The sequence below is a fragment of the Paenibacillus sp. fava2 genome, from assembly GCF_058313675.1.
This window is the reverse complement of the sequence record NZ_CM177755.1, coordinates 3,972,948-3,993,882: the sequence shown is the minus strand read 5'-3', so window position 1 is coordinate 3,993,882 and position 20,935 is coordinate 3,972,948. Positions and strand designations below refer to the sequence as shown.

Annotated in this window: 24 protein-coding genes and 1 riboswitch; of the genes, 6 read left to right on the top strand and 18 right to left on the bottom strand. The window is 42.5% G+C overall.

The window, feature by feature from the left end; genetic code table 11:
* The first annotated feature begins 432 nt into the window (after positions 1-432).
* A complete protein-coding gene (locus AC4G46_RS17235; RefSeq protein WP_491123807.1) occupies positions 433-822 on the top strand; it encodes a NusG domain II-containing protein in 390 nt (129 codons plus the stop codon).
* A gap of 139 nt (positions 823-961) precedes the next feature.
* Entirely contained in the window at positions 962-1,453 is a 492-nt protein-coding gene (locus AC4G46_RS17230; RefSeq protein WP_491123806.1) for a TVP38/TMEM64 family protein, read from the top strand.
* Here the strand turns inward: AC4G46_RS17230 and AC4G46_RS17225 are convergent.
* The 9 genes from AC4G46_RS17225 to AC4G46_RS17185 all read right to left on the bottom strand — a co-directional run bounded on the left by AC4G46_RS17225 (position 1,411) and on the right by AC4G46_RS17185 (position 9,083).
* On the bottom strand, positions 1,411-1,779 hold the full coding sequence (locus AC4G46_RS17225; protein WP_491123805.1) for a C40 family peptidase: 369 nt from the start codon (positions 1,777-1,779) through the stop codon (positions 1,411-1,413). The genes AC4G46_RS17230 and AC4G46_RS17225 overlap by 43 nt on opposite strands.
* A gap of 25 nt (positions 1,780-1,804) precedes the next feature.
* Positions 1,805-1,939: riboswitch (cyclic di-AMP (ydaO/yuaA leader) on the bottom strand.
* A gap of 270 nt (positions 1,940-2,209) precedes the next feature.
* On the bottom strand, positions 2,210-3,814 hold the full coding sequence (locus AC4G46_RS17220; RefSeq protein ID WP_491128908.1) for an AAA family ATPase: 1,605 nt from the start codon (positions 3,812-3,814) through the stop codon (positions 2,210-2,212).
* Positions 3,815-3,819: 5 nt separating this feature from the next.
* Positions 3,820-4,434, bottom strand: a complete 615-nt coding sequence (locus AC4G46_RS17215) for an AAA family ATPase (RefSeq protein ID WP_491123804.1) — start codon at positions 4,432-4,434, stop codon at positions 3,820-3,822.
* Positions 4,435-4,611: 177 nt separating this feature from the next.
* Positions 4,612-5,181: a YdhK family protein gene (locus AC4G46_RS17210; protein WP_491123803.1), complete on the bottom strand. Its 570-nt coding sequence runs from the start codon at positions 5,179-5,181 to the stop codon at positions 4,612-4,614.
* Positions 5,182-5,292: 111 nt separating this feature from the next.
* Positions 5,293-5,895 carry a class I SAM-dependent methyltransferase gene (locus AC4G46_RS17205; RefSeq protein WP_491123802.1) on the bottom strand — a complete coding sequence of 201 codons (603 nt, stop codon included), beginning with the start codon at positions 5,893-5,895 and terminating at the stop codon, positions 5,293-5,295.
* Positions 5,896-5,995: 100 nt separating this feature from the next.
* A complete protein-coding gene (locus AC4G46_RS17200; protein WP_082707807.1) occupies positions 5,996-6,328 on the bottom strand; it encodes a four-helix bundle copper-binding protein in 333 nt (110 codons plus the stop codon).
* Between the two features lie 341 nt (positions 6,329-6,669).
* Positions 6,670-8,055, bottom strand: a complete 1,386-nt coding sequence (locus tag AC4G46_RS17195) for a sensor histidine kinase (protein WP_491123801.1) — start codon at positions 8,053-8,055, stop codon at positions 6,670-6,672.
* On the bottom strand, positions 8,045-8,761 hold the full coding sequence (locus AC4G46_RS17190; RefSeq protein WP_068723296.1) for a response regulator transcription factor: 717 nt from the start codon (positions 8,759-8,761) through the stop codon (positions 8,045-8,047). Before AC4G46_RS17190 ends, AC4G46_RS17195 begins: the two co-directional genes overlap by 11 nt.
* 130 nt (positions 8,762-8,891) lie before the next feature.
* Positions 8,892-9,083, bottom strand: coding sequence for a DUF2933 domain-containing protein (locus tag AC4G46_RS17185; RefSeq protein ID WP_068723298.1), 192 nt, complete (start codon positions 9,081-9,083; stop codon positions 8,892-8,894).
* 270 nt (positions 9,084-9,353) lie between these two features.
* Between AC4G46_RS17185 and AC4G46_RS17180 the strand changes: the two genes are divergently transcribed.
* Genes AC4G46_RS17180 through AC4G46_RS17170 form a run of 3 tightly spaced genes read left to right on the top strand, consistent with a single transcriptional unit; the run spans position 9,354 to position 11,307 of the window.
* A complete protein-coding gene (locus AC4G46_RS17180) occupies positions 9,354-9,617 on the top strand; it encodes a hypothetical protein (RefSeq protein WP_491123800.1) in 264 nt (87 codons plus the stop codon).
* 24 nt (positions 9,618-9,641) lie between these two features.
* A complete protein-coding gene (locus AC4G46_RS17175) occupies positions 9,642-10,775 on the top strand; it encodes an Alp7A family actin-like protein (RefSeq protein ID WP_491123799.1) in 1,134 nt (377 codons plus the stop codon).
* Positions 10,753-11,307, top strand: a complete 555-nt coding sequence (locus tag AC4G46_RS17170) for a hypothetical protein (protein ID WP_491129028.1) — start codon at positions 10,753-10,755, stop codon at positions 11,305-11,307. The genes AC4G46_RS17175 and AC4G46_RS17170 overlap by 23 nt, the downstream gene beginning before the upstream one ends.
* Before the next feature lie 77 nt (positions 11,308-11,384).
* Here AC4G46_RS17170 and AC4G46_RS17165 read toward each other — a convergent pair whose 3' ends face one another.
* The 7 genes from AC4G46_RS17165 to AC4G46_RS17135 all read right to left on the bottom strand — a co-directional run bounded on the left by AC4G46_RS17165 (position 11,385) and on the right by AC4G46_RS17135 (position 16,413).
* Entirely contained in the window at positions 11,385-13,049 is a 1,665-nt protein-coding gene (locus AC4G46_RS17165; RefSeq protein WP_491123798.1) for a multicopper oxidase domain-containing protein, read from the bottom strand.
* A gap of 86 nt (positions 13,050-13,135) precedes the next feature.
* Positions 13,136-13,771, bottom strand: coding sequence for a hypothetical protein (locus AC4G46_RS17160; protein ID WP_491123797.1), 636 nt, complete (start codon positions 13,769-13,771; stop codon positions 13,136-13,138).
* Positions 13,735-14,112, bottom strand: a complete 378-nt coding sequence (locus tag AC4G46_RS17155) for a hypothetical protein (RefSeq protein WP_491123796.1) — start codon at positions 14,110-14,112, stop codon at positions 13,735-13,737. Before AC4G46_RS17155 ends, AC4G46_RS17160 begins: the two co-directional genes overlap by 37 nt.
* Before the next feature lie 4 nt (positions 14,113-14,116).
* A complete protein-coding gene (locus AC4G46_RS17150) occupies positions 14,117-14,416 on the bottom strand; it encodes a hypothetical protein (RefSeq protein WP_068723309.1) in 300 nt (99 codons plus the stop codon).
* Between the two features lie 30 nt (positions 14,417-14,446).
* Positions 14,447-14,911, bottom strand: coding sequence for a cytochrome b/b6 domain-containing protein (locus AC4G46_RS17145; protein ID WP_068723311.1), 465 nt, complete (start codon positions 14,909-14,911; stop codon positions 14,447-14,449).
* A gap of 21 nt (positions 14,912-14,932) precedes the next feature.
* Positions 14,933-15,508, bottom strand: a complete 576-nt coding sequence (locus tag AC4G46_RS17140) for a hypothetical protein (protein ID WP_491123795.1) — start codon at positions 15,506-15,508, stop codon at positions 14,933-14,935.
* Between the two features lie 29 nt (positions 15,509-15,537).
* On the bottom strand, positions 15,538-16,413 hold the full coding sequence (locus AC4G46_RS17135) for a hypothetical protein (RefSeq protein WP_491123794.1): 876 nt from the start codon (positions 16,411-16,413) through the stop codon (positions 15,538-15,540).
* A 191-nt stretch (positions 16,414-16,604) separates the two neighbouring features.
* Here AC4G46_RS17135 and AC4G46_RS17130 point away from each other — a divergent pair, with 191 nt between their 5' ends.
* Entirely contained in the window at positions 16,605-17,861 is a 1,257-nt protein-coding gene (locus tag AC4G46_RS17130; RefSeq protein ID WP_221801640.1) for a type II restriction enzyme NmeDI-related protein, read from the top strand.
* Between the two features lie 59 nt (positions 17,862-17,920).
* Here the strand turns inward: AC4G46_RS17130 and AC4G46_RS17125 are convergent, their stop codons facing one another.
* Together AC4G46_RS17125 and AC4G46_RS17120 are read right to left on the bottom strand one after the other, a co-directional pair.
* Entirely contained in the window at positions 17,921-18,106 is a 186-nt protein-coding gene (locus AC4G46_RS17125) for a hypothetical protein (protein ID WP_054940736.1), read from the bottom strand.
* Between the two features lie 390 nt (positions 18,107-18,496).
* A complete protein-coding gene (locus AC4G46_RS17120) occupies positions 18,497-20,932 on the bottom strand; it encodes a heavy metal translocating P-type ATPase (protein ID WP_491123793.1) in 2,436 nt (811 codons plus the stop codon).
* Positions 20,933-20,935: the final 3 nt, after the last annotated feature.

The window sequence follows — 20,935 nt, the reverse complement described above, 5'->3', positions numbered from 1 at the left end:
AGAATAGCCAGAACCGGTAACCGAGGGAATTGCGGAGATTTCCCCATTATATTAAGTACGCTAACTGAAGCATGTATTTGTTGGTTATTGGAAAGTGATAACAGTTTCCATTTTTCTATATCGGTCCAAAGAAAAGGACAAGAACTTGATCTTTAAACAGAAAACCCCGCTAGGGCGAGATCTGATAGGACTATGTTCTTGTCCACCGACTATTCGAGCTACATCATTGCTTAGGAAGCACTTCAGAAGACAAGTTGCTCAGAACAGTGAAGAAAAGTTGGGATAAAACGAAAAGAGCTCCTTAGTTGAGGCGCTCTTTTTAAACACGGTTTACTAATTTCAAAAAAAATTACTTGTTATAAATACCTCCACATAGTTTACACACTATTTTCAGATACTATGAGACTATCTGTTAAGCTGGAGATGAACAAGATGATGAAGAAAATTGGTATTAAGAAAGCGGATTTAATTCTTATCACATGTATTTTGCTAATAGCCCTGACTCTTTTAGGAGTAGAGTTGCTTAGAAAGGATCAGCCCGATACCGGTACTTATGCAAGTATACGTATAAATAATAAACTATATAAAGAGGTAGAACTCACAGATGAGCCCCAAATTATCAAGATTCAAACAAAAAGAGGATACGATATACTCAAAGTTCATGATAGAGGGATCGAAGTAATTGAATCGGACTGTCCGCAAAAAATCTGTTTTAGCTTTGGTTTAATATCAAGACCAAGACAATCTATCATTTGCTTACCTCTGCGAATGATTATTGAAGTGAAGCCTAATTCAACTGATGATATAGATGCGATCCTATAACTTTCTTAAATAAAAAATGAACTATTCCATAAGCACATATATTTGGCTAAACGTAGAATTAGGAGATCTATGTTTAGCTTTTTATTTACCTGTTATAATGAGCTCAGGTTATCTCAAATAAAAAAGGAACGGATTTTGTATGACTACGCACATCGTTGAATTGTTAGGTGAAAGTGGTTATTTCGCCATTATTTTAAGTTTGGTTTTAAATATATTAATAAGCATTTTTGCATTCATCCCTAGTGTATTTCTCACAGGAGCTAACATCACCTTTTTCGGTTTTCTTAACGGAATGATTATTTCCTTTTTCGGAGAAGTGCTCGGGGCAATTATTAGCTTTGTTCTCTATCGCAGGGGGGTCTTGTCCTTAATAGGAGGTTTAAAAAATGAGAATAAATATTTGAAGAGACTTCAACAAACTTCTGGTTATGAAGCATTCTTTCTTATTCTTGCTTTAAGAATACTCCCGTTTATCCCTTCAGGATTGGTTAATATATCGAGTTCCGTTAGTCGTGTTAGCTGGGTCACTTTTGGATTAGCAACTATGCTTGGAAAGTTGCCAGCTCTGATTATAGAGGCTTATTCTATTCAGCAATTGCTGATTCTTACGCCCTTACTGCTGGAAGAGTGAGCGAACTTGTTATCACCTACGTAAATGCCCGCATGCGAAATTCCAGAACCAAATGTGTTAAAAAAGACGAGGTCACCCTCACGTAAATCATCTTTGGCTACAGGAATGCCAGTTTTAGCCTGCGATTGAGAAGTGCGCGGAAGGTCATCTACATTGAACTTCTTAAGTACATATAGAATAAATCCGGAACAATCAAAGCCTGAAGTTGTGGTTCCTCCATAAAGATAAGGGGTTCCTACGACCCGATTCACAACACTGTCCAAGGTTACCTCGCTAGCATATGTACCTGGTGCTGCAGAAGCAAATATAAATGAGGCTGCCAACATGGATACGATGACTTTCTTCAGAAACTTGTTCTCCCTTCAATGCCTACGGAGTTAGCTGAGGATTCGGTTAAAGGTTCCCTATATTCCCTTTCATGCAAGAATAATTCACCCAAAAAATGGTTCCCCCGTTTTCAACGCTGAAATTCGGCAACTTATTAATATTTTGTAACTATTAACACTTTAATAGATAGTAGGCCACCTGTCAATCCTTCTAAAAATTTAACTATCAACGTATTTTCTACGTACTTTCTTCATTGTTTCTCCATATTTTTGCTTTATAATAACCACTCAATATCATTCTTTGTCTGAAACAATAGTAACGTTTTTGTAATATATTTCAATATCTTTGGTGTATATAAAAAGACGAGTAGTTACTTCCTCCTCGTCTTCTAATCCCGTATATGTCGTTTAATTGATATTACGTTTTCGATTACGATACCTGTGTTTGTTCCAAAGCCGATCCCAGAGATTCTTCAATTCCCATCATCATTTTATAATGGGCATGATGATGTGTAACCACAAATATCTTTTCAAATACCCGTAAGTACTTGCTGACTGTATCCATCGGGTGCTCGATATACAAATCATCTCCTGCAAAGTGAGAACCATCATTGGCCCAGGAGATTAAGGATTTACATATGACCTTCTCATCCTCCTCGAATCTATCAATAATGTCCTGATCGCTGTAATTACCATAGATTTTAAAATAATTTTCAATGATTCTACGAATCAAATTCTGAACGGTGATGGAAGAGCTGTGATTGGCTGACTTTAATTCCTGCCACATTAACTCATACGAGCTTTTAATCGGGTTGCTGTTATACGGGGTTGATTCGGTTACATCATTCCATTTTCGGATAATCCAAAATGTCTCATCCGCCATCCTAGCGCCATTTTTGGGCCGGTTTTTTGAAAACGTAATTTCCTTGTGAAAATAGACATTATGCGTTAGAAGAAACAACTGAATGATATTACTTTCTTCGTTGCGTACATCTTCTATAAGTTTGGAAATCAGATTGCTTACGATAAACAATACGTTACTGTCCAAGCTTGAAATGGGGTCATCAATCACAACAACTTTATTCTCCGTAATTAAATCACTGTTATTGCTACCGTTTAATAAGTGCATAAAATAAAGAAAGGTAACAAACGTTTTCTCGCCTTCACTTAATGTTTGATTAACGTCCTCACCATTTGATCGGATTAACCGATAATTTCCTTGACTTTGTGTATGAGCGAATTTGAAATTAGTAAAATGATAGGCCCTCAGTAACCGATTCATTTCGTTTACAGAGGGGATTACACTCGTAATCTGAGCCTCCAGCCTGTGAATTTCGGATTCTAATGCGACTCTTTCATTCTTCTTTTGAGCTAATGTTGCAGAAAGGTTGTCGATTGCTCGTCCTGTTCTATAATCTATACGAACATATTTCTCATGATTTTGCTGATTCTCACTCCAGATAAAATCCCAAATCTGGGTTATCAATTTATTCCCTTCATCCACTCGGTTCTCTATAAAAGTATTATGCTGCTGAATTTGTTCATTCGCTCGGACGATTTCTTCATTGATCACATCGACGAAAGCCGCAATAGTTAACAGTTCGATTGGATGACTGGGATGAGTTTGCTTCTGCTGGAACAAGTCCAAATTATGTGCATTTTTCGAAAGGATCAGTTCATATTGTTGCGAAATGAGATCGAGATTCAAATATGTATTTTTCTTGTCGGTCAATAATAACTCTTGCACTTGATTTTCAAGATAATGATAACACCGTTTATAGTGTTCAACTTGATCTTGGAGTTCAATCATCTCTTTTTCGTAATGTTCATTAAAGTAATCATTGAGTTTTTCAGTAAATCCCTCAGGAAGTTGTTGTTGGCAAAAGGGGCACACTCCTTCCGCTTCAGAAACATGTGTATGTCCTTGTTTAACCCAGTCACTAATCGCTAGCTTGGATATAAGAACAGCAATATCGACTTCCTGTTTACCGATAATAGGGGTCTGAAAAATCCGGTGATTGCATACCGCAGACAGATGCTCTATTTTAATCTTTTCAAGAAAGGTAGCTTCTCATTTGAACCATTAAACAATTTCTGTACACGCGCTTGGAGGTCTGCTAGAGCACATATTAGTCCGCCTGTCGGTGCTTGCTTACATCTTTTCATAAAGTTTATTCTATTGTTTCTTAAACCCGAAAAGGCCACTGAAAAGATATCGTCATATTTCCGCTTTAATTTCCAACAATCGTCGGTAAACTCATCATCGTTTTGTTTAGACTCTTTTTGTTTGACCTCTAGATTAGAACTTAACCGACGAATTTCCTCAACTACTTTATCAACTAAGTCTTTTTTGTCTCGGATGGTTTGTTTAATCTCTGTTGATTCTCTTCCCAAAGTAAAGATACCTTTGATATCTGAATCTTGGTGGAAATTTTCCTCGACAAACTTTTGGTTATACACCACTGTTTTTAATGGCTGGGAAACCCAGGATATCCTACTATCAGCATAAAGTTCAATTTGTTTAAGAACATTAGATAAGGTTGTTTTCCCACTGCCATTCGAGCCGTAAAAATAGTTAATTTTTTTCAGGTCACTGTAAAGTACACCCTCACTACTATAGGTAGCCACATTTTTAACGGCAATCTCCCTAATCATACTTTGATCCCCCTTGTAATGCTATTCCCCTGTATTCCTCATGTATTTTTTCGAAAATCCAATATTATTATATCATTCATCCACCTATTCCATCGGTAATTTACGTCAATTTTTGCAAGATTCCTCTATTTATTAAAAAAGAAAGCAGCCCCTGGAGGCTGCTTTTTTCATCTTCGTTTACTTCGCTTTTAACTCATCACCGGTTACCCATTTGTGATTTCTTACTGGCTCTCCGCCTGTTGTCGGGGTATAGTCAACCATGTATACGGTTGTTTGCTCACCTGTATCTACAGTTGCGGTAGCCCCTTTCATACCAGGCATATGATCAACGTTAAGCACCACTTCTGTGCCAGGCGCATAAAACTGGTCTCCTGCATCTTTTAAATCTTGCTGGATAACCCATTTATGATCGGTAACCGGATCTCCTCCGGTAGTGGGTGTATACGATACCGCGTAGACATTAGTGTCATAAGCCCCTACAATGGTTGCGGTAGCCCCCTTCATCCCGGCCATGTGTCCCTCGGTAATAATGACTTGATCGCCGACCTTATACTCCGGATTAGCGGCTTCTTTTAATCCTTCAGGCACTTCACTTGTCATATTCTCATGTTCCATCTCTGAATGATTCATGCTGGATGCAGCGTTACTGGGTGTATTGGACGCTTCATTTCCGTTATTTGCGGTATTTCCACAGCCACTGATGACGACCACCAGCGCTGTAGCTAAAATGAACAAACCTTTTTTCATATCAATAACACTCCTTCATAGGTGAATTGTGAAATTTATGCAGACTAACGCGTATGCATTATCGTCTCCAACGAAACAGATTTCATACCATTGACGTGGGAAGTCGGTTGATTACGGCCTCAAGAGCAATCGTCTTACAATGGTTGTACATAAAGGCTCGCTTTTTTGTATGATCAAGCCGGCAGATTCCACATTCTTTAACGTATACCGGTTAATGTTGGCCCCGCTGATACGAACTGTTAGGGGATTAAGCAGATCCATTAATTTCCCAACCATCGGCTGCTCACTCCTCATGTGTTCTAACAGCCTGATCTCCCCTTCTTTATTACACACTCGCTTCATTTCTCTCATGCCCTGAACCGGATCGGGGACAGAACAAAACACACAAGTCGCTACTATGTAGTCGAATGTCTGGTCTTCAAAAGTTAAATTTTGAACATCCATCTCCATTAAAGTAACGTCGATCTTCAGTTCCTTTGCGCGTTGTTCGGCATACTGTAGCATCTTTGGGCTAAAATCAATCCCGGTTAAGCGAACGGCGGGTGGATAATAGGAAAGATTAGCACCTGTTCCTATGCCTACCTCGAGTACATTCCCACTTAGGCCGCTTAACAGATCTTTGCGCCAACTCCTCATCATTTTTCCATCCACACGATGAAAAAGCGGAGCTATTCGGTCATATCGTCTCTTAATCGTTTGAGTCTCCCTACCCATCCATACTCTCCTTATACCCTTTCCTGTCCTTTTGACATCAGATGAGCAACGGAAACATAACAACCTTGCTCATCTGATTCATTTAAAGTCAAATGTTAAGTTAAGCGATCATCTTACGGCAAACCTCCGCACATCGGAAACAGGCCTCAGCACATTTCTGGCAATGAGCCGAATGATGGTGTTTACTGCATTCATTACCACAACGTTCACAAGCATCAGCACACAGTCTGCACAGCTCCGTGGAATAGGTGCTGTGTTGAGTCAAGGCCTGAGCAGTAAAGGCACAAATATCCGCACACTCTCGGTCGAGACGGATGCAATCCTTCATCATATCAACGGATTCTTCCTCCAAACAAGATTTGTAGCAGTAATTGCAAGCCTGCATACAACGTAGACATTCATCAATGCACTCCTGTAACTGTTCTTGTGTCATGAAATAAACTTCTCCTTTCAGTGTTTGAATGAGGTGTAGCTATCTTCAATTAACCTGAAAGTATGAAGATTTGATGTGGTTTTTGTGAAAAAATTGAGTTTTGCAATTTTGCGAATAGAAAGTCTTTGTCTCAATGTTTTTTTCGAGCTTTATAAATCCTTAAAGAAACGAAACTCAATAACCCGATAAAACAAAACATGTTACCAATTTTATGATCCCACTTGCTTGTATTATGGGACTTTGAAAGGATACCGCGGATATCGTCATGCAACTTATACCCATTCCGATCAAAAGAACAGCAATTAGCCATTCCACTTTTTTCATTAGCCTGCCTCCTAACGTCATGGCTGCTGGTAAAACTGAATTTCAAACCGTGTGCCTTTGTCTACTTCACTTGTTACTGTAATTTCCCCGCCCTGCAGTTCAACCAGTTTTTTCACTATGGACAGTCCTAAGCCCGTTCCTCCATATTGGCGTGATCTAGACTTTTCTACACGATAAAAGCGTTCAAAAATGTATGGGATTTTGTCTTTTGGAATGCCAATCCCTGAATCCTCCACGACCAGGAGAAAAGCACTGCTGGTATATGAGAGAGAGACGTTAATTTCGCCTTTTTCGGTATAACGGACTGCATTCTCCAAAAGATTAAGGATTATTTGCTCCATCCGCTTTTTATCTCCGCGAATCTTTTTCATCATACCGTTTTCCTTGTATTTCAGGCTAAGGCTTTTTTCTCTTGCCTTGAGCTCCACTTTTCGCACCGCCTGCTGCGTTAAATCAGACATATTCACCCAGTCCAGCTCAAGATTAATCTTCCCTTCTTCCATTTTCGATAAATCAAAAAGGTCCTCAACTAAGTGCTGCAAACGTAACGCTTCGTCATGAATGATTCCCAGATACTTGTTTTTCTCCTCTACGGTTTCATAAAGTTCCTGTTGGAGAACCTGAGAGTAGCCTTCCAAATAGGTGATCGGTGTCCGGAGTTCATGAGAAATATTAGCGAAAAACTCTTGCCTTGTATCCCGATATCGCTGAAGATCCACAGCAAGATCGTTGATTGCATGCGCCAAGCTGCCCATTTCATCATTGCTGTTAATATCAAGACGTGTTTCCAAGTCCCCTGCAGCGATCTTCCGTGTGGCCTGTTGCATTTTAAGTAAAGGCCGGGATAAATACTGGGCTATTATCCATGTAATACCGAGAGCCAATAAAAAAGCGCCAATCCCTGACAAGATCAAAAGATTACGGACCGCAAGTAATGACTGTTCCATTTTCTCGGTTGAAGACATGACATAAAGGGCGGAGGTCGCTACGTCTTTCACATAGATTGGTTGTCCGGAAACAAAGTAACGAATTCCGGAAGGTTCGGTATATAAGAAATTGACTTTCTTTCCTGCAAAGATTCTTTCCAGATCCGAGCTTCGAATTATCTTTCGATCGGAAGAGTCATGCGTTCCTGAGTGTAGAATTACATCACTATTGGCATTGACGTTAAAAATACTGACGTTCGAGAATTCTGCAAAAGTTTTCATCATTTCACCAGAAGTACTATCCGATTGGGCCATGACCGCAAAATGAGAACCCAATTCCTCATTCTCCGTACGCATCCGATCGATATAAAAACTTGTGAATAAACGGTCTATAGTAAAGCCCAGAAACACCAATACGATTAGAAACACCGTGATAATAACAAATCCTAATTTTAAGCCGATACGGTTATTTTTCATTGGCATCTCCCGGAACATAAAACTTATAGCCAACCCCCCATACCGTTTGGATCGGGTTATATTTCAAGCCGGCCAAATGCATCTTTTCTCTGATGTTTTTGATATGCGTATCGACGACTCTGAACTCACCTTCAAAATCATAGCCCCATAGCCGTTCCACTAATTCTTCTCTTGTAAATGCTTTTTGGATATTCTGCGCAAAAGACACCAATAAATCGAATTCCTTTTGAGTAAATTCTACATATTCATCACAAATCCGGACTTCACGGGCTTCAGGTATGATTACAAGATCTGGATAATGAAGCATGCGCGACGGTTGAGGAATTACCTCCTGGTTCATCACTGATCTACGAATCAGCGAGAAAATTCGAGCCAGTAATTCTTCTGAATCGAATGGCTTGGTCAAGTAATCATCCGCTCCGATACCCAAACCTTTTATCTTATCTTTAGTCTCAGTTCGCGCTGACAGGAATAATACCGGCGTTTTCACAAGTTCTCTGATACGCTTACAGATTTGCCAACCATCCATATCGGGCAACATAACATCTAGAATAATGACATCAAAGGAATGGGCTTGGACCAGCGCCAAGGCTTCTTGCCCCGTGGATGCTTCTTTAATCGCAAAACCTTCTTTCATTAAATAAATCCGCAGCAAATTTCTCATATTCCATTCATCATCTACAATTAATACCTGGAGTTTCGACACTGAACATTCACCTCAAATTTATCTGTTTTTTTAATATTACAAAATTAATGTGTTGAAAATGTGTAGATGAGTGAACAGTTCAACATTAGAATGCCGTAAGCGATACTCGCTTACGGCATATTCTGTCCATCTATTTTTTAAAACTCTGCAGTTCTTTGCTAATTCGCTCATTTTCAGCTTTCAGATCGACCAACTGGTCATGCAGGCTTTCAGCTGCAACACGATGATTTGGGGAGCCGTGAGAGTGTCCCCCTTTCATTGTAAACATCATAACAATCATCATGACAGGACATACCAGCACGAGTAATGTAGACCATTCCATTTGAAATCCTCCTATGAAAGTTTCTTTAATTTATATTTTTATTTTAAAGTTTGAGTATGTGGAATGTATGTTGAAAGCATGCGTGAATCGTGAACTTTTCTATTTTACAGAAAAAACGATAAGCAATTGAAGAAGTGAAATCTTCTTCATATCTACATCATTTCAACATATTTTTATGGCATAATTTGCCTAAATCTGATAAAAACTTGTGCCAAAGGGAGTGAGTTGTATGCTGATGGTTAAACGGATCGTACTAAAGGAGATGGTCATTTGAACTTGAACGCCTTTTTTTCGGAACTCCTTCTTCTGTGTCTCCTTTTGCTCATTCTATTGACAGCTATTGTGGTATTCATGGGAATAGCCCGATTATTTACATTAACCGCTTTCTCCACAACTTCACCTATTTTAACGGAAGACCAGCCCATTCAACCACAGCAACACTCCAATGAGGGACTAAAAGACAATCCTATTACTCAAGCGTATGTAATGCGTCATTTTTTTAATGATCAAAACGATTTGAAAACCAATCGCTAAAGGTACATAAGGAGGAAAACAACGATGGTTATCCGGCAAGCAGCAGTGGATATCGGCAATGACTCATTAAAAGCTTACTTCGAAAAATTAGAGAACGAGCTCCTTATTCCCAACGTTATCGCCGAAATCGGTCTTTCCCGAAACATAGTGGAGCTTGAGAAACACCCATTGGATGGGCTTCATGTTGAGATCATTTCTGACGCATTGAAACGGGGACAAGGTGTTTATGCGGTAGGTCATCTCGCCGGCGGATATGATCATAACGACGAATTGACTACGATTAGTGATAAATCAGAAGCCGACCAGCCCATTGTAATGTTGTTAACCGCGTTAGCTTATGATGCTGCAATGGCTTCTCCAAATCAAAATGGCGTTACTGAAGTGACTTATTATTTATCCACGGGACTTCCACTAAGTGAAGCAAAACGTGGTAAACGCAAGCTTTTCAAACAAAAACTGAAATCGGGTACTCATGAGGTCCGTTTCCATATTACGCCGACCATTGGTGGTAGAACAATACGCATTCATTTTGAAGAAGTACTGGTCAATATTGAAGGACATGTTGCTTTGATTGATTTAACGACTCATGATGACGGTTCGGTTCGCAATGAAGAACTCACTCATATGAACGTATTAATTAACGATATTGGCGGACTATCGACTGATGCGGCAATCATTTTAGAGGATGGAGCAGTAGACAATATTCATTCGGACGGGATCAAAGAAGGAGTCTCTCCTTATTTGGATGAAATCATGGATCGCGTATACACAGAAACGGGGTACCGTTTCATAAATCGTCAGCAGCTCATTGAAGTCATAACCACTGAGAATGAAGAAGAACGGTATCACGTTTGGTTTCGAGGTAAACGTACCGGTATTCAGTCCATTGTCGATGAAGTGCTGATGAAAATCGCTCGTGAGGAGTATAAACTGATCCGGAGCACGTGGAACAAGGCCCCCAGTATTCGAGTTTCGTATCAAATTGGCGGTGGATCTTTGCTTTTAAGACCGTACATCGAGAGAATCAACGAGCTTGAGGAAGATTATCCGCTGCGGTTTGTCAGTACAAAAGATTCAATTTGGATGATCGCTAGAGCGTATTTCAAATTACTGAAAGTGTACCTGAAAGTTAAGAATGAGCAATACACCGCCAATTAGGGAACAAGACATGGAGATTTCCAGATCGCAGGCAGTGGAGCGCAAGCTAACGATTCATCTACCCGAACACACTTCCCAGAGAGTTATTGACTTTCTTGTTGACCTGGAGCATTTGGATAAGTCCCTTTTTCAAAGTAAAATCGCAGCTATATTCATCGAATCCATTGAACGATCCATAGCTGTGACAAAGCCGAGTGTGACGATTCCACTACCGGAGTATCTTGGAAAAGACCACCTGGAATGGATTCAACATCCCTTCACCAAGCAGCTATTAACCAGTTGGTTGCTACAGCTTATCAAAGATGTTCCTGATGCTGTAACTCGAAGTCATTCCAGCTGCAATATAACAAATGAAGTGACGGTAAACCAGGGTGCACACCCCCCATCCAGTGATTCTTCTGTACTAGAATGTGGAGAACTAGAATTTGCAGAAAAAACCGCCCCTGATAAAAGCGGCACGAATACACCCCCTTTTCAGATCACAAATCCGTATCATGCCAAGTTAGTGGGGTTCTTTTTAGATGGTGAATGAAGCAGAGGGTGCAAGAACTTACTAAAGTTCTTACACCCTCTTCACTGTTTATGGGGGAATATTTATGAATCACTCTTTTATTCAGGTTTATTCCCTTCAGAGGAACTCGGCGTGTAGGTGGACTTGTAATCCGTATAGATCAATTTCTGAACCATTCCTCCCGCTGCATGATGAAGCTCATGACAGTGAATCAACCAGTTACCAGGATTGTCTGCTTTGAAGATCAAAACAACCTTTTCCCCTGGTTTGACCAGCACGGTATCTTTCATAATCGTACCACTGACCAGTTCCCCATTTCGCTCGATCACTTGAGCAAAATGGCCATGGATATGAATGGGATGGTCTACTGTATCATCATTTTGAAGCGTCAATTTAACATAATCCCCCGTCTTGACCTGAAGCGCAGGAAGATCCTTGAACACCTGATCATTGATCGTGTACTGTTGCTCATTCCCATTCATTTTAGAATTCAAAATGGCGGTATACTCCACTGCAAAGGAACTTACTGTTCGCAGATCCGTATTTACCTGTTTTCCATATTGAAGCAAATTGAAAACCGGTATATTTTCATGCTGAATCTTGCTGGTTACTCCATTACTTCCGGCAACTTTGACCGGAATCACCAACTGATCGTTATACAAATTATTGTCATGTGCATCCAGCGTAAAGTCTTCTTTAGTCTTGATGGTCATTTCTATATCGTACCGTTCTCCTGGCGCCACCGTAACCATTTGGTTATTCAGTACTCCTGGTTCAGCTATATCCTGACCATCTGAGCTGACAACTTTAAATTCTCCGGGAATATGAATGGCGTGCGAGCGATACCCGGCATTTATCAAACGTAAGCGAACCGTATCCCCTACCTTGGTCGTCAAGGGATCGATTAAAGAACCCGATTTCCCATTAACCGTGTAAATGTTATACATCGTGGCCATCATCTCTTCTTCGCTTATCGCTTGAGATGAAGAGCCATGAGCGCTGTGGCTGGAGGTTTCCTGCTCTTCCATCCATTCGTCTAAGAGGAGAGTCACATCTTGATCCGGTTTAGGCTCTGTTTTGGGTTCCACGATCAGTGCGCCGTAAAGTCCTTTATCTACTTGCTTGGAGCTTTCCTGATGAGAATGATACCAGTAGGTTCCCGGTATATCGGCCGAGAAGCGGTATGTGAAGGTTTCTCCAGGGTTCACTGCCTTCTGTGTCACCCCGGGAACGCCATCCGCCTCTGAGGTGACCGGGTACCCGTGCCAGTGAATGGATACCGGCTCCTCCAGTTCATTCTTCAAGGTAACAACCACAAAATCCCCTTGTGTGACTCTAATTTCCTGCCCTGGAACGGTGCCATTAAATGTCCATAGAGGCAGCGTTATCCCTTCAGCAATGGTCAAAGTACGGTTCATGGCTGTGAGAGAAAACCCTTTTACCGGCTGGCCCTCTTTTGGTTCCAGCGCCGTAGGCTCACTTGAAGGGGCAGTCGTGTTTTCTGGCCCTGGAGTAACGGGCGATGTCGGTGTAGGTACGATAGCAGTCGGAGTGGAACTTGGTACAGGTGTTTCCTCCTCCGTTACATTTGTAGATGTGCCATGCGCACTATGATCCATGGATGACATATCATCCGTAGCTTGGGGAGCCATGACGGTTGAGCTCTGACCAGCTGCAGAGGTTCCATTCATATAAAGGCCGGCTGCCGTTCCACCAAGAATCAATGCAATGAAAAGCAACCATACCAAACTTCTGTTGCTCAATCTGTCTTCCTCCTATTCAAAGATAGATGATTTAAAAAAGCAGCATTCGGTCAATAAAGACGAACGCTGCTCCGTTCCCGCTTAAATTACATCATGCCCATGCCGCCGCTGCTGCTGCTTCCGCTACTGCCGCCCATGTTCATATCCATATCATCATCCATCATACCTCCAGAACCGCTCATACCGCCGGACGACCCCATATTCATGTTGGATTGTGACTGCATACCGTTCATATATTGCTGCTGCATCATCATCATATCTTGCTGAAGCTGATTCATGCGCTGCATCACTTCATTCATCTGGTCCATGTTGACCGTCCCGTTGACCGTTCCATTCACCGTCCCGCTCATATTCCCCATCGTACCTGTCGCGTTTGCAGTACCATTTACGTGCAGACTATGTTGATCATTTGTAGAAGATGCTGCAGTCGGATTTGTTACATTGAGCAGTACTACAGAAATGATAAGTCCGAAAAACGAAAATACCGCCAATTTTAACCAACCACTACTTTTCATTATTGTCATTCCTCCAAATTTGCTAGAAGTTGTAGTTCCTTTTTGCCCCCGGCTCTCGCTGATATAGCCAACTGTTTTTTTTACCATCTCATAGACAGTAAAAATGAGCCCGGCTGAAAGCAAGATCAGTAAAACGGCCATGTACAGATTGCCAAATGAACCTAGAACATTCATTTCCTTTTCCTCCCGTTTAACGGCTTCGGCCATACGATCGCTAGAAATACTGATCCGGCAATAATCATTGGCATTGTTAGAAGAAGCAACGCAGTGGTAACGATATGGATGGTATACAGTTTTCCCTGTTGATCATGGTGGCCCTCATGCTGGCTGTACCCATTCCCCGCGCCTGCTGCAATCCCTTCGTATGTAAACAGATCAGGGATCGTAGCGTTGGATAAACTTTCGCTCTTCATCATATCGGCCATAGATGTGTCCATTTGAGCTGCATTCTCCGTGCGGTTTCCCCAGGATAGGGCAACCACGAGCACCGAAATGACAGCAAAAACGGCGGTGAGTTGCCAGAACGGCATTTTCTGCTTTTTAAACATGGTTTTACACCTTTCTTCTGCACCGTACGTACACTCCAGCCGCTATACTTATAGACAATAACGGAAAGGCAAAAGCGATGCTCTGGTTCATTAGACTGTGTATGTTTGTGTCCTCTTTCACTTGCATCGACAGCCCCATCAGAGAGGAATCCATGGCCTTCATCATGCCCATCATAAACTGCATCACCTCTTGTTCTGTTGGTCCAAACCTGAACATGGAAATGAGTATGGCGGCAAGAGCGAAGAAGAACGAGGTGGTTACAAACCAGATGAATAGCTTGAACCACTTTTTTTGCATCCACATGATAAAGGCCCTCTCTCCCTTGAGCAATCATTATTTAGGTTTTGCAGCCCTTTTTTTAGGCCATGTTAGCGCATGGGTTTTCATGTAAATGTGCCATATCACGCTTGCTACAGCCAGATAAGTGAGTTTTTCATGAATCCAAAGTGAAAACGCGGTAGCTGCATGATTGCTGTCCATAAAGAGCCAAATAATCGCACCGGTAATGATGAAGATGAGTGTTGTGATGAAGGTGAACAGTCCATACCCGGATGGTCCGAACACAAGCCAAGGCTTTTTGGTTTTATCCCGGCGAAGAATGCGGATGATCTCGTACATCATCACAATGAAAGTGAGCAGTACATACACGATAGCCGCTATCCGGTGTACGATATCCGCCATCGCGATATCATATTGCATCAACCAGCCATACTTGGCTCCAGCCATAGCGATTCCACTAAGGGCCAGTACCGAGAATACCAGCGCCCAGAGCCAATGGAGGATAAAATCAAACTTCATAAACGATCACCTGCGATTCATTTAGTCTTTTTTCGTTTCGCCTTCCGGCGTTACATCTGTCCGATTCGTTTTTGGTTCCACACCTGCTGTGAGAACCGCACCATTCGTTGCATTGATTGTAGACTGGCTTACATTTTGCTTAACATAGTTATATAGGAAGGCAATCAAAGCGATCACAAACAGAATAGTCAGCAGTTTTACAAATAACGTTAATATGCCTGCTACACTCCAAGAACCTACAATGCCCATTCCACCAGCGTTAAATCCGCCATTCAGTACGATGCCCAGCAGATACAGCACGACTATGACACCAATAAGCGTAGTTGCAAGAACGAAAATGGTCTTAAGCATAGGATCATTACCGACTACGGTCTTCGCTTTACTATAGGATTCCTTAAAGTACTTGTTTTTTACCCAAATGGCGAGTCCAACCACCAGACTGAGAATCAGAGCCACTAAAAGCAGTTGGGTCACCGTTCCAAGAATGCCGGAAATGATGCTTCCTGTACTTGAAACGCCTTCCATTTCCATCCCTTGATAATTTCCGGTGTAGTTCAGCGTTCCTTGCGTTCCTCCGGACATATTCATATCCATCATTTTACTTCCTCCTTAAGTTAAAGGTGATTTTAGGCACTGGCCGTTTCCGGACGGGGGGTTAGTATACTGCCGATCACGCCAACGAGAGCGACTACCAACAAAATTGTAAAGATACCCACGATTAGGACCATGAGACTCGGGGTTCCAAGTCCATTGAAGATACTGCTGTCTTGATTGGAGGTACTTGCCGCCAACACATTCTGGGCTTGTGAAACGGTTTGTTGAATCTGTCGCTCGACCCACTGATTCAGACTAGTTATACCCATCACCGTCTGCGCCATATCATAGATGGCTTTACTCGTTTCCTGCATATTATGGCTACTCATCATTCCTGTTCCGTTTAAGAGAATACCATTCTTAGCTTCATTGAGCTTTGTATTCACCTCGCTAAGCGTTTTTTGGCTTTGTAGCAGCAGGTTATAACGGAACTGATACGTTTCATACGTCGGGTTTGACGATTCAGTAAACCCCATTCCATTATCCAGAGTTTGCTCCAGCTGTGCTAATAAATACACACTTTCTGATAAGGAGTAGATGCCCTTTTGAACTTGAATCGATCCAGGCACCGCTTGTTGTGAGGCATTTCCTCCTGTTTCACCGTCGTTAACAGAAGACCCATTTAATACGGCTTCTGACGGATACGCCATCATATTGGTAGCCATTTGTTTCATCGATTGCTGGGCTGCAGATACTCTTTCCCTCAGCGTGGTGACTGGGTTAGTGGATGTTCCTTCGGGCGCAGCGGACACCGAATGCTGATTATGGACATTCGAATTTGTTGTCGAGGTACTTTGCCTGTTCCACGAGATTAACCCTTTATCGTTGGCATACCAACCGATATAACCTAAACTTGCTACAATGATGACAAGGAGAAGGAAGCCAATCGTGCTGCGTAATGCTTTCAACCTTTTTCACCTCCTTTAATATTAATGTTATTTGTTTTCTTTGATGTAGCCTAAGGATACCAACTGACTTTGGGGAAAGTATGTAGAATTGATGGGCATAACATGTTTTTATAACGAACAAATCGCACAGCAACTCTGTTAAATCAACATTATAATCCTAGATATGATTTGAATATGGGGGCGACTTCGACATGAACCGAGAGTTACAGCAGCTTATTTTGGATTATAAAACTGATCAGGAATCGGTATACCACACCTGGTTTTTAAACAACAGCGATCGGTTAAAGGCTTTTCGGACCATTAAAACCGGTGTGAACGATGTTATAAAAGCGATTGAGGCACGAGTTTTTGGGAACGACTTTAAGGGCTCTCCACTGGAGGATGTTCTAGCGGCGATTTGTGAACAAAAACAAGTTTTTGAAGGTGCTGCACACGCGTTTTACTGGAAACCTAAACTGCGTATTCCCGACATTTATGAAAATGAAGAGAACCAGCTGGCTTTTGGCCGTTTTTTGAAGGCCGTGTTACAAGTCTCTGACGAAAAACAATTGTTGACTGAGATCGTAAAACTGGATCAATACCATATCAAAGGCCTTGGTCCTGCAGTAGCTAATATTATGTATTTTTTGCATCCTACGCTTTTCCCCCCATTCAATACAGCTATCGTGAATGGGTTTAACTCCCTGCTGGATCGTAAAATAAAGCTCGGCTCCTGGCCGGCTTACTTGGAGATGCGTGAGACATTGCTGGATATCAACACTGCCTACCGCTCATCCTTATCCAAGGACCTGGGCGCCATTTCCGGCTTGCTGTTTGAAATAGGCACCGGACGCTTGATTGTTAGCGGGAATGCGGAGGCTTTTCTTCAAGAAGAGGAAAAGAAACGCGAGAAGGGGCGGTATAAGCGACATCTGGAGGTGCTGAATGATACTAACGAAGAAAGTGAACATTCCGAAATGCAGCTGTATTTGGCGAGACTGGGTCAGTCCTTTGGCTATAATGTCTGGATCGCCCAGAACGATCATCAGAGACAATGGCAGGACGAGACTCTAGGGCGGTATTCTCTTTCTGTATTTCCAGCCATGGATCTCCCCAAATCTATTGCGGATACAATCGCTTTTATCGATGTTCTTTGGCTCAATGAACATAATGAGATTGTATCGGGATTTGAAGTTGAAAAGAGCACCTCCATCTACTCCGGCATTCTCAGGCTGCATGACTTATCATTATCCGTAGGAAATGCAACGTCCAGGCTGTATCTGATTTGCCCGGATAAACGGGAAAAAGAAGTGCGTGCACAACTGCTTCGTCCTTCCTTGCAACGAACGCAGTGCGGCCCTATCTCATACATTCGTTTTTCGGATTTACGAAACGACTGTAACGCCATGTGCAAATACGGAAAATCGGTTGAAGCGCTCGACGCCATTTCGAACATCTGTACTTGTTAAAGCAAAAAAGAACTGATGGGATCAGTTCCTTTTTTTCATAAGGATCATTTTATAAAAACTTAGCGTAAGCTGGAAAGTTCTCGTTTTAATTGTTCATTCTGTACCGCTGCCTCGAAATAGTCTGCGTGAATGGTCCAATCCGTTTCTATTTGTTTAGAGATTACTTTATTCACTGTCTTTTCCCCAAACAAAACCGATCCTATACTTAACGGCACTATATATACCCGATTCCATGACCATGCCATTGCTTTATTCCTCCTCTGAATTCTTAAATGTGTAATCTTTGATTGACTTTATTTTAAGAGATTAATATGTTAGATTCGTGTTCTTTATTTGAGTTTTGTGTGTGATTTTGCTCATAAGGGAGAAAACCCCCTCCAACTGCTTAAATAAAATCCGATGCACACTAATACACGTAACCTAAAAAAGCAGGGTATCTCTTGAATTCGAGATACTCCTGCTCGATGTTTCATTCACTCGTTACGCTCTTGCCATCTGTCGGCAAGCTTCTGCACATTCGCGGCAGAAGTTGCACAATCGTTTAGCATCTTGATCATTGAGATACTGGAGTGCGCCGAAACGGCATGCCTCTGTTTACGGACATACTATATGCATCTCTTCATCCCTATAGGACATCAAGGCTTAAGTTTAACACGCTGCAACCGTAGCGCATTTAGAACCACAGAAACCGAACTTAATGCCATAGCTGCTCCAGCAACCCAAGGTGCAAGCAAACCAATCGCCGCTATCGGGATACCGATAGAATTATACGCAAGCGCCCAGAACAGGTTTTGCCGAATATTCCCCATCGTTTTTTGACTCATATAGATCGCATCCGGAATACTATTGAGATCTCCTCGCATGAGAGTTACATCAGCAGCTTCCATCGCTACATCGGTTCCTGTTCCCATCGCCATTCCAATATCCGCCATGGCAAGTGCGGGAGCATCGTTGATGCCGTCTCCGACCATTGCAACTTTTTTCCCTTGAGCCTGCAATTTCTTTACTTCATCTGCTTTGCCTTCGGGGAGAACTTCAGCCAATACACGCGTAATTCCAACCTGCTTGGCAATTGCTTCAGCTGTTCGCTGGTTATCACCCGTAATCATAATAACCTCGATCCCCATGTCCTCAAGCCGTTTAACAGCCTGTGCTGAGGTTTCCTTAATGGTATCTGCAACCGCTACTATACCGGCATACTGCTGATCTACGGCAATCAGCATGGCTGTTTTGCCTGCCTGCTCCAGTTGGTCCATCTGATCTTGCGCATGATTGATGGACACTTGAAACTGAGCCATGAGTTTTCTCGTACCCACGAGAACTTCATTGCCCATCACATTTGCCTTAATACCATGCCCAGGTATCGCTTCAAAAGTGTCCGTTCTCGGCAATTGGATACCCTTAGCGATAATCCCAGCAACTATAGCTTCAGCCAGAGGATGCTCGGAGTTCTTCTCTGCCGCGCCGACAAGGGCCATCAGATCTGTTTCCATCCAGCCGGAAACCACGACGTCGGTCAGTTCCGGTTTGCCTTTTGTCACCGTTCCGGTTTTATCCAAGATGATGGTATTAATGCGGTGGGTTGCTTCAAGGTGTTCACCGCCTTTAAACAGAATTCCCGACTCTGCGGCTCTTCCTGAACCCGCCATGATGGAAGTCGGTGTTGCAAGTCCCAGGGCACAAGGACAAGCAATGACGAGTATCGCAATCGCAATCTCCAGTGCGTTGGCAAACTCTCCTGGTGTAATCCAAACAAACCAAGCGATAAACGCAAGAACCGAAATCGCCACGACGATAGGAACAAAAATACCTGAAATGGCATCTGCTACTCGTTGAATAGGAGCTTTGGAACCTTGGGCCTCTTCAACGACTTTAATAATTTGAGCCAGGGCCGTTTCTTTTCCGACTTTGGTCGCTTGAATTCGAAGTACCCCGTTCTTGTTAATCGTTGCACCAATGACAGGATCTCCCGTCCTTTTCTCAACCGGCAGGCTTTCTCCGGTTAACATAGCCTCATCTACCGAAGAAGACCCCTCCACTACCTCGCCGTCAACCGGGATTTTCTCCCCTGGTTTTACGATTACGATGTCGCCAGCCACGACTTCTTCGACAGGGATGGTCATTTCCTGCCCATCACGAACCACCAATGCCGTCTTGGCTTGGAGACCCATCAGTGTTTTAATCGCTTCAGACGTTCTTCCTTTGGCAAGAGCCTCGAACAATTTCCCGAGGATGACCAGTGTAATCAAGATAGAGCTGGTCTCATAGTACATTTCCGGTCCATGAGCCCCCGCACCGGCTTGAACCCATTCGAGCGTCAAATATAGGCTATAGAAGTATGCTGCCGAAGTCCCGAGGGCTACCAGAACGTCCATATTGGCACTTTTATTACGTAGCGCTTTATACGCACCAACATAAAAATGGCCACCGATATAAAATTGAACTGGTGTAGCCAAAATCAGTTGGAACCAGGGGTCCATGAAAATCATAGGCATCCAAATCCAAGACAAGAAAGAGAAGTGGCTGATCATGGACCATAGTAACGGTAAAGAGAGAATGGCGGAAATGATAAACCGTCTTTTTTGTTTAGAGATTTCTTTTTGTTTATGTGCTGAGGCGTCCTGCTGCCCTTCCTTCGGCATGGCCTTATACCCGAGCTGCTCCACCTTTTTTTGCATGTCTTCCAAAGTAACCGTCGCTGGGTCATACTCGACCCGGGCCGTTTCAAGGGCAAGATTAACATTCGCCGTTACAACACCGGGCAATTTATTTAATCCCTTTTCAATGCGATTGGCGCAAGCGGCGCAGGTCATCCCAGTGATTTGGAAATCCGTGGTTTGCCTTACAGTGCCGTAGCCTAAATGTTCAATCTGTTCTTGCATTTGGGGAATGGTTGCACGTTTGGGGTCAAATGTCACAGTCGCCCGTTCCAAGGCGAAATTCACATTTGCCTCCGTCACTCCATCCATTTTTTTTAATCCTTTCTCGATCCGGTTGGCACAAGCAGCACAGGTCATTCCTGTGATCTGTAAGGTTGTCTGTTCCTCGCTTTTGGATATCGTAGAACTCATTAT

What these genes read in the sequence shown, in the direction of transcription:
- AC4G46_RS17235 (WP_491123807.1), top strand. Translation starts at nt 433, where the DNA reads ATGATGAAGAAAATTGGTATTAAGAAAGCGGATTTAATTCTTATCACA.
- AC4G46_RS17230 (WP_491123806.1), top strand. Translation starts at nt 962, where the DNA reads ATGACTACGCACATCGTTGAATTGTTAGGTGAAAGTGGTTATTTCGCC.
- AC4G46_RS17225 (WP_491123805.1), bottom strand. Translation starts at nt 1,779, where the DNA reads ATGTTGGCAGCCTCATTTATATTTGCTTCTGCAGCACCAGGTACATAT.
- AC4G46_RS17215 (WP_491123804.1), bottom strand. Translation starts at nt 4,434, where the DNA reads ATGATTAGGGAGATTGCCGTTAAAAATGTGGCTACCTATAGTAGTGAG.
- AC4G46_RS17210 (WP_491123803.1), bottom strand. Translation starts at nt 5,181, where the DNA reads ATGAAAAAAGGTTTGTTCATTTTAGCTACAGCGCTGGTGGTCGTCATC.
- AC4G46_RS17205 (WP_491123802.1), bottom strand. Translation starts at nt 5,895, where the DNA reads ATGGGTAGGGAGACTCAAACGATTAAGAGACGATATGACCGAATAGCT.
- AC4G46_RS17200 (WP_082707807.1), bottom strand. Translation starts at nt 6,328, where the DNA reads ATGACACAAGAACAGTTACAGGAGTGCATTGATGAATGTCTACGTTGT.
- AC4G46_RS17195 (WP_491123801.1), bottom strand. Translation starts at nt 8,055, where the DNA reads ATGAAAAATAACCGTATCGGCTTAAAATTAGGATTTGTTATTATCACG.
- AC4G46_RS17185 (WP_068723298.1), bottom strand. Translation starts at nt 9,083, where the DNA reads ATGGAATGGTCTACATTACTCGTGCTGGTATGTCCTGTCATGATGATT.
- AC4G46_RS17175 (WP_491123799.1), top strand. Translation starts at nt 9,642, where the DNA reads ATGGTTATCCGGCAAGCAGCAGTGGATATCGGCAATGACTCATTAAAA.
- AC4G46_RS17170 (WP_491129028.1), top strand. Translation starts at nt 10,753, where the DNA reads ATGAGCAATACACCGCCAATTAGGGAACAAGACATGGAGATTTCCAGA.
- AC4G46_RS17160 (WP_491123797.1), bottom strand. Translation starts at nt 13,771, where the DNA reads ATGGCCGAAGCCGTTAAACGGGAGGAAAAGGAAATGAATGTTCTAGGT.
- AC4G46_RS17155 (WP_491123796.1), bottom strand. Translation starts at nt 14,112, where the DNA reads ATGTTTAAAAAGCAGAAAATGCCGTTCTGGCAACTCACCGCCGTTTTT.
- AC4G46_RS17150 (WP_068723309.1), bottom strand. Translation starts at nt 14,416, where the DNA reads ATGTGGATGCAAAAAAAGTGGTTCAAGCTATTCATCTGGTTTGTAACC.
- AC4G46_RS17145 (WP_068723311.1), bottom strand. Translation starts at nt 14,911, where the DNA reads ATGAAGTTTGATTTTATCCTCCATTGGCTCTGGGCGCTGGTATTCTCG.
- AC4G46_RS17140 (WP_491123795.1), bottom strand. Translation starts at nt 15,508, where the DNA reads ATGATGGATATGAATATGTCCGGAGGAACGCAAGGAACGCTGAACTAC.
- AC4G46_RS17130 (WP_221801640.1), top strand. Translation starts at nt 16,605, where the DNA reads ATGAACCGAGAGTTACAGCAGCTTATTTTGGATTATAAAACTGATCAG.
- AC4G46_RS17125 (WP_054940736.1), bottom strand. Translation starts at nt 18,106, where the DNA reads ATGGCATGGTCATGGAATCGGGTATATATAGTGCCGTTAAGTATAGGA.
- AC4G46_RS17120 (WP_491123793.1), bottom strand. Translation starts at nt 20,932, where the DNA reads ATGAGTTCTACGATATCCAAAAGCGAGGAACAGACAACCTTACAGATC.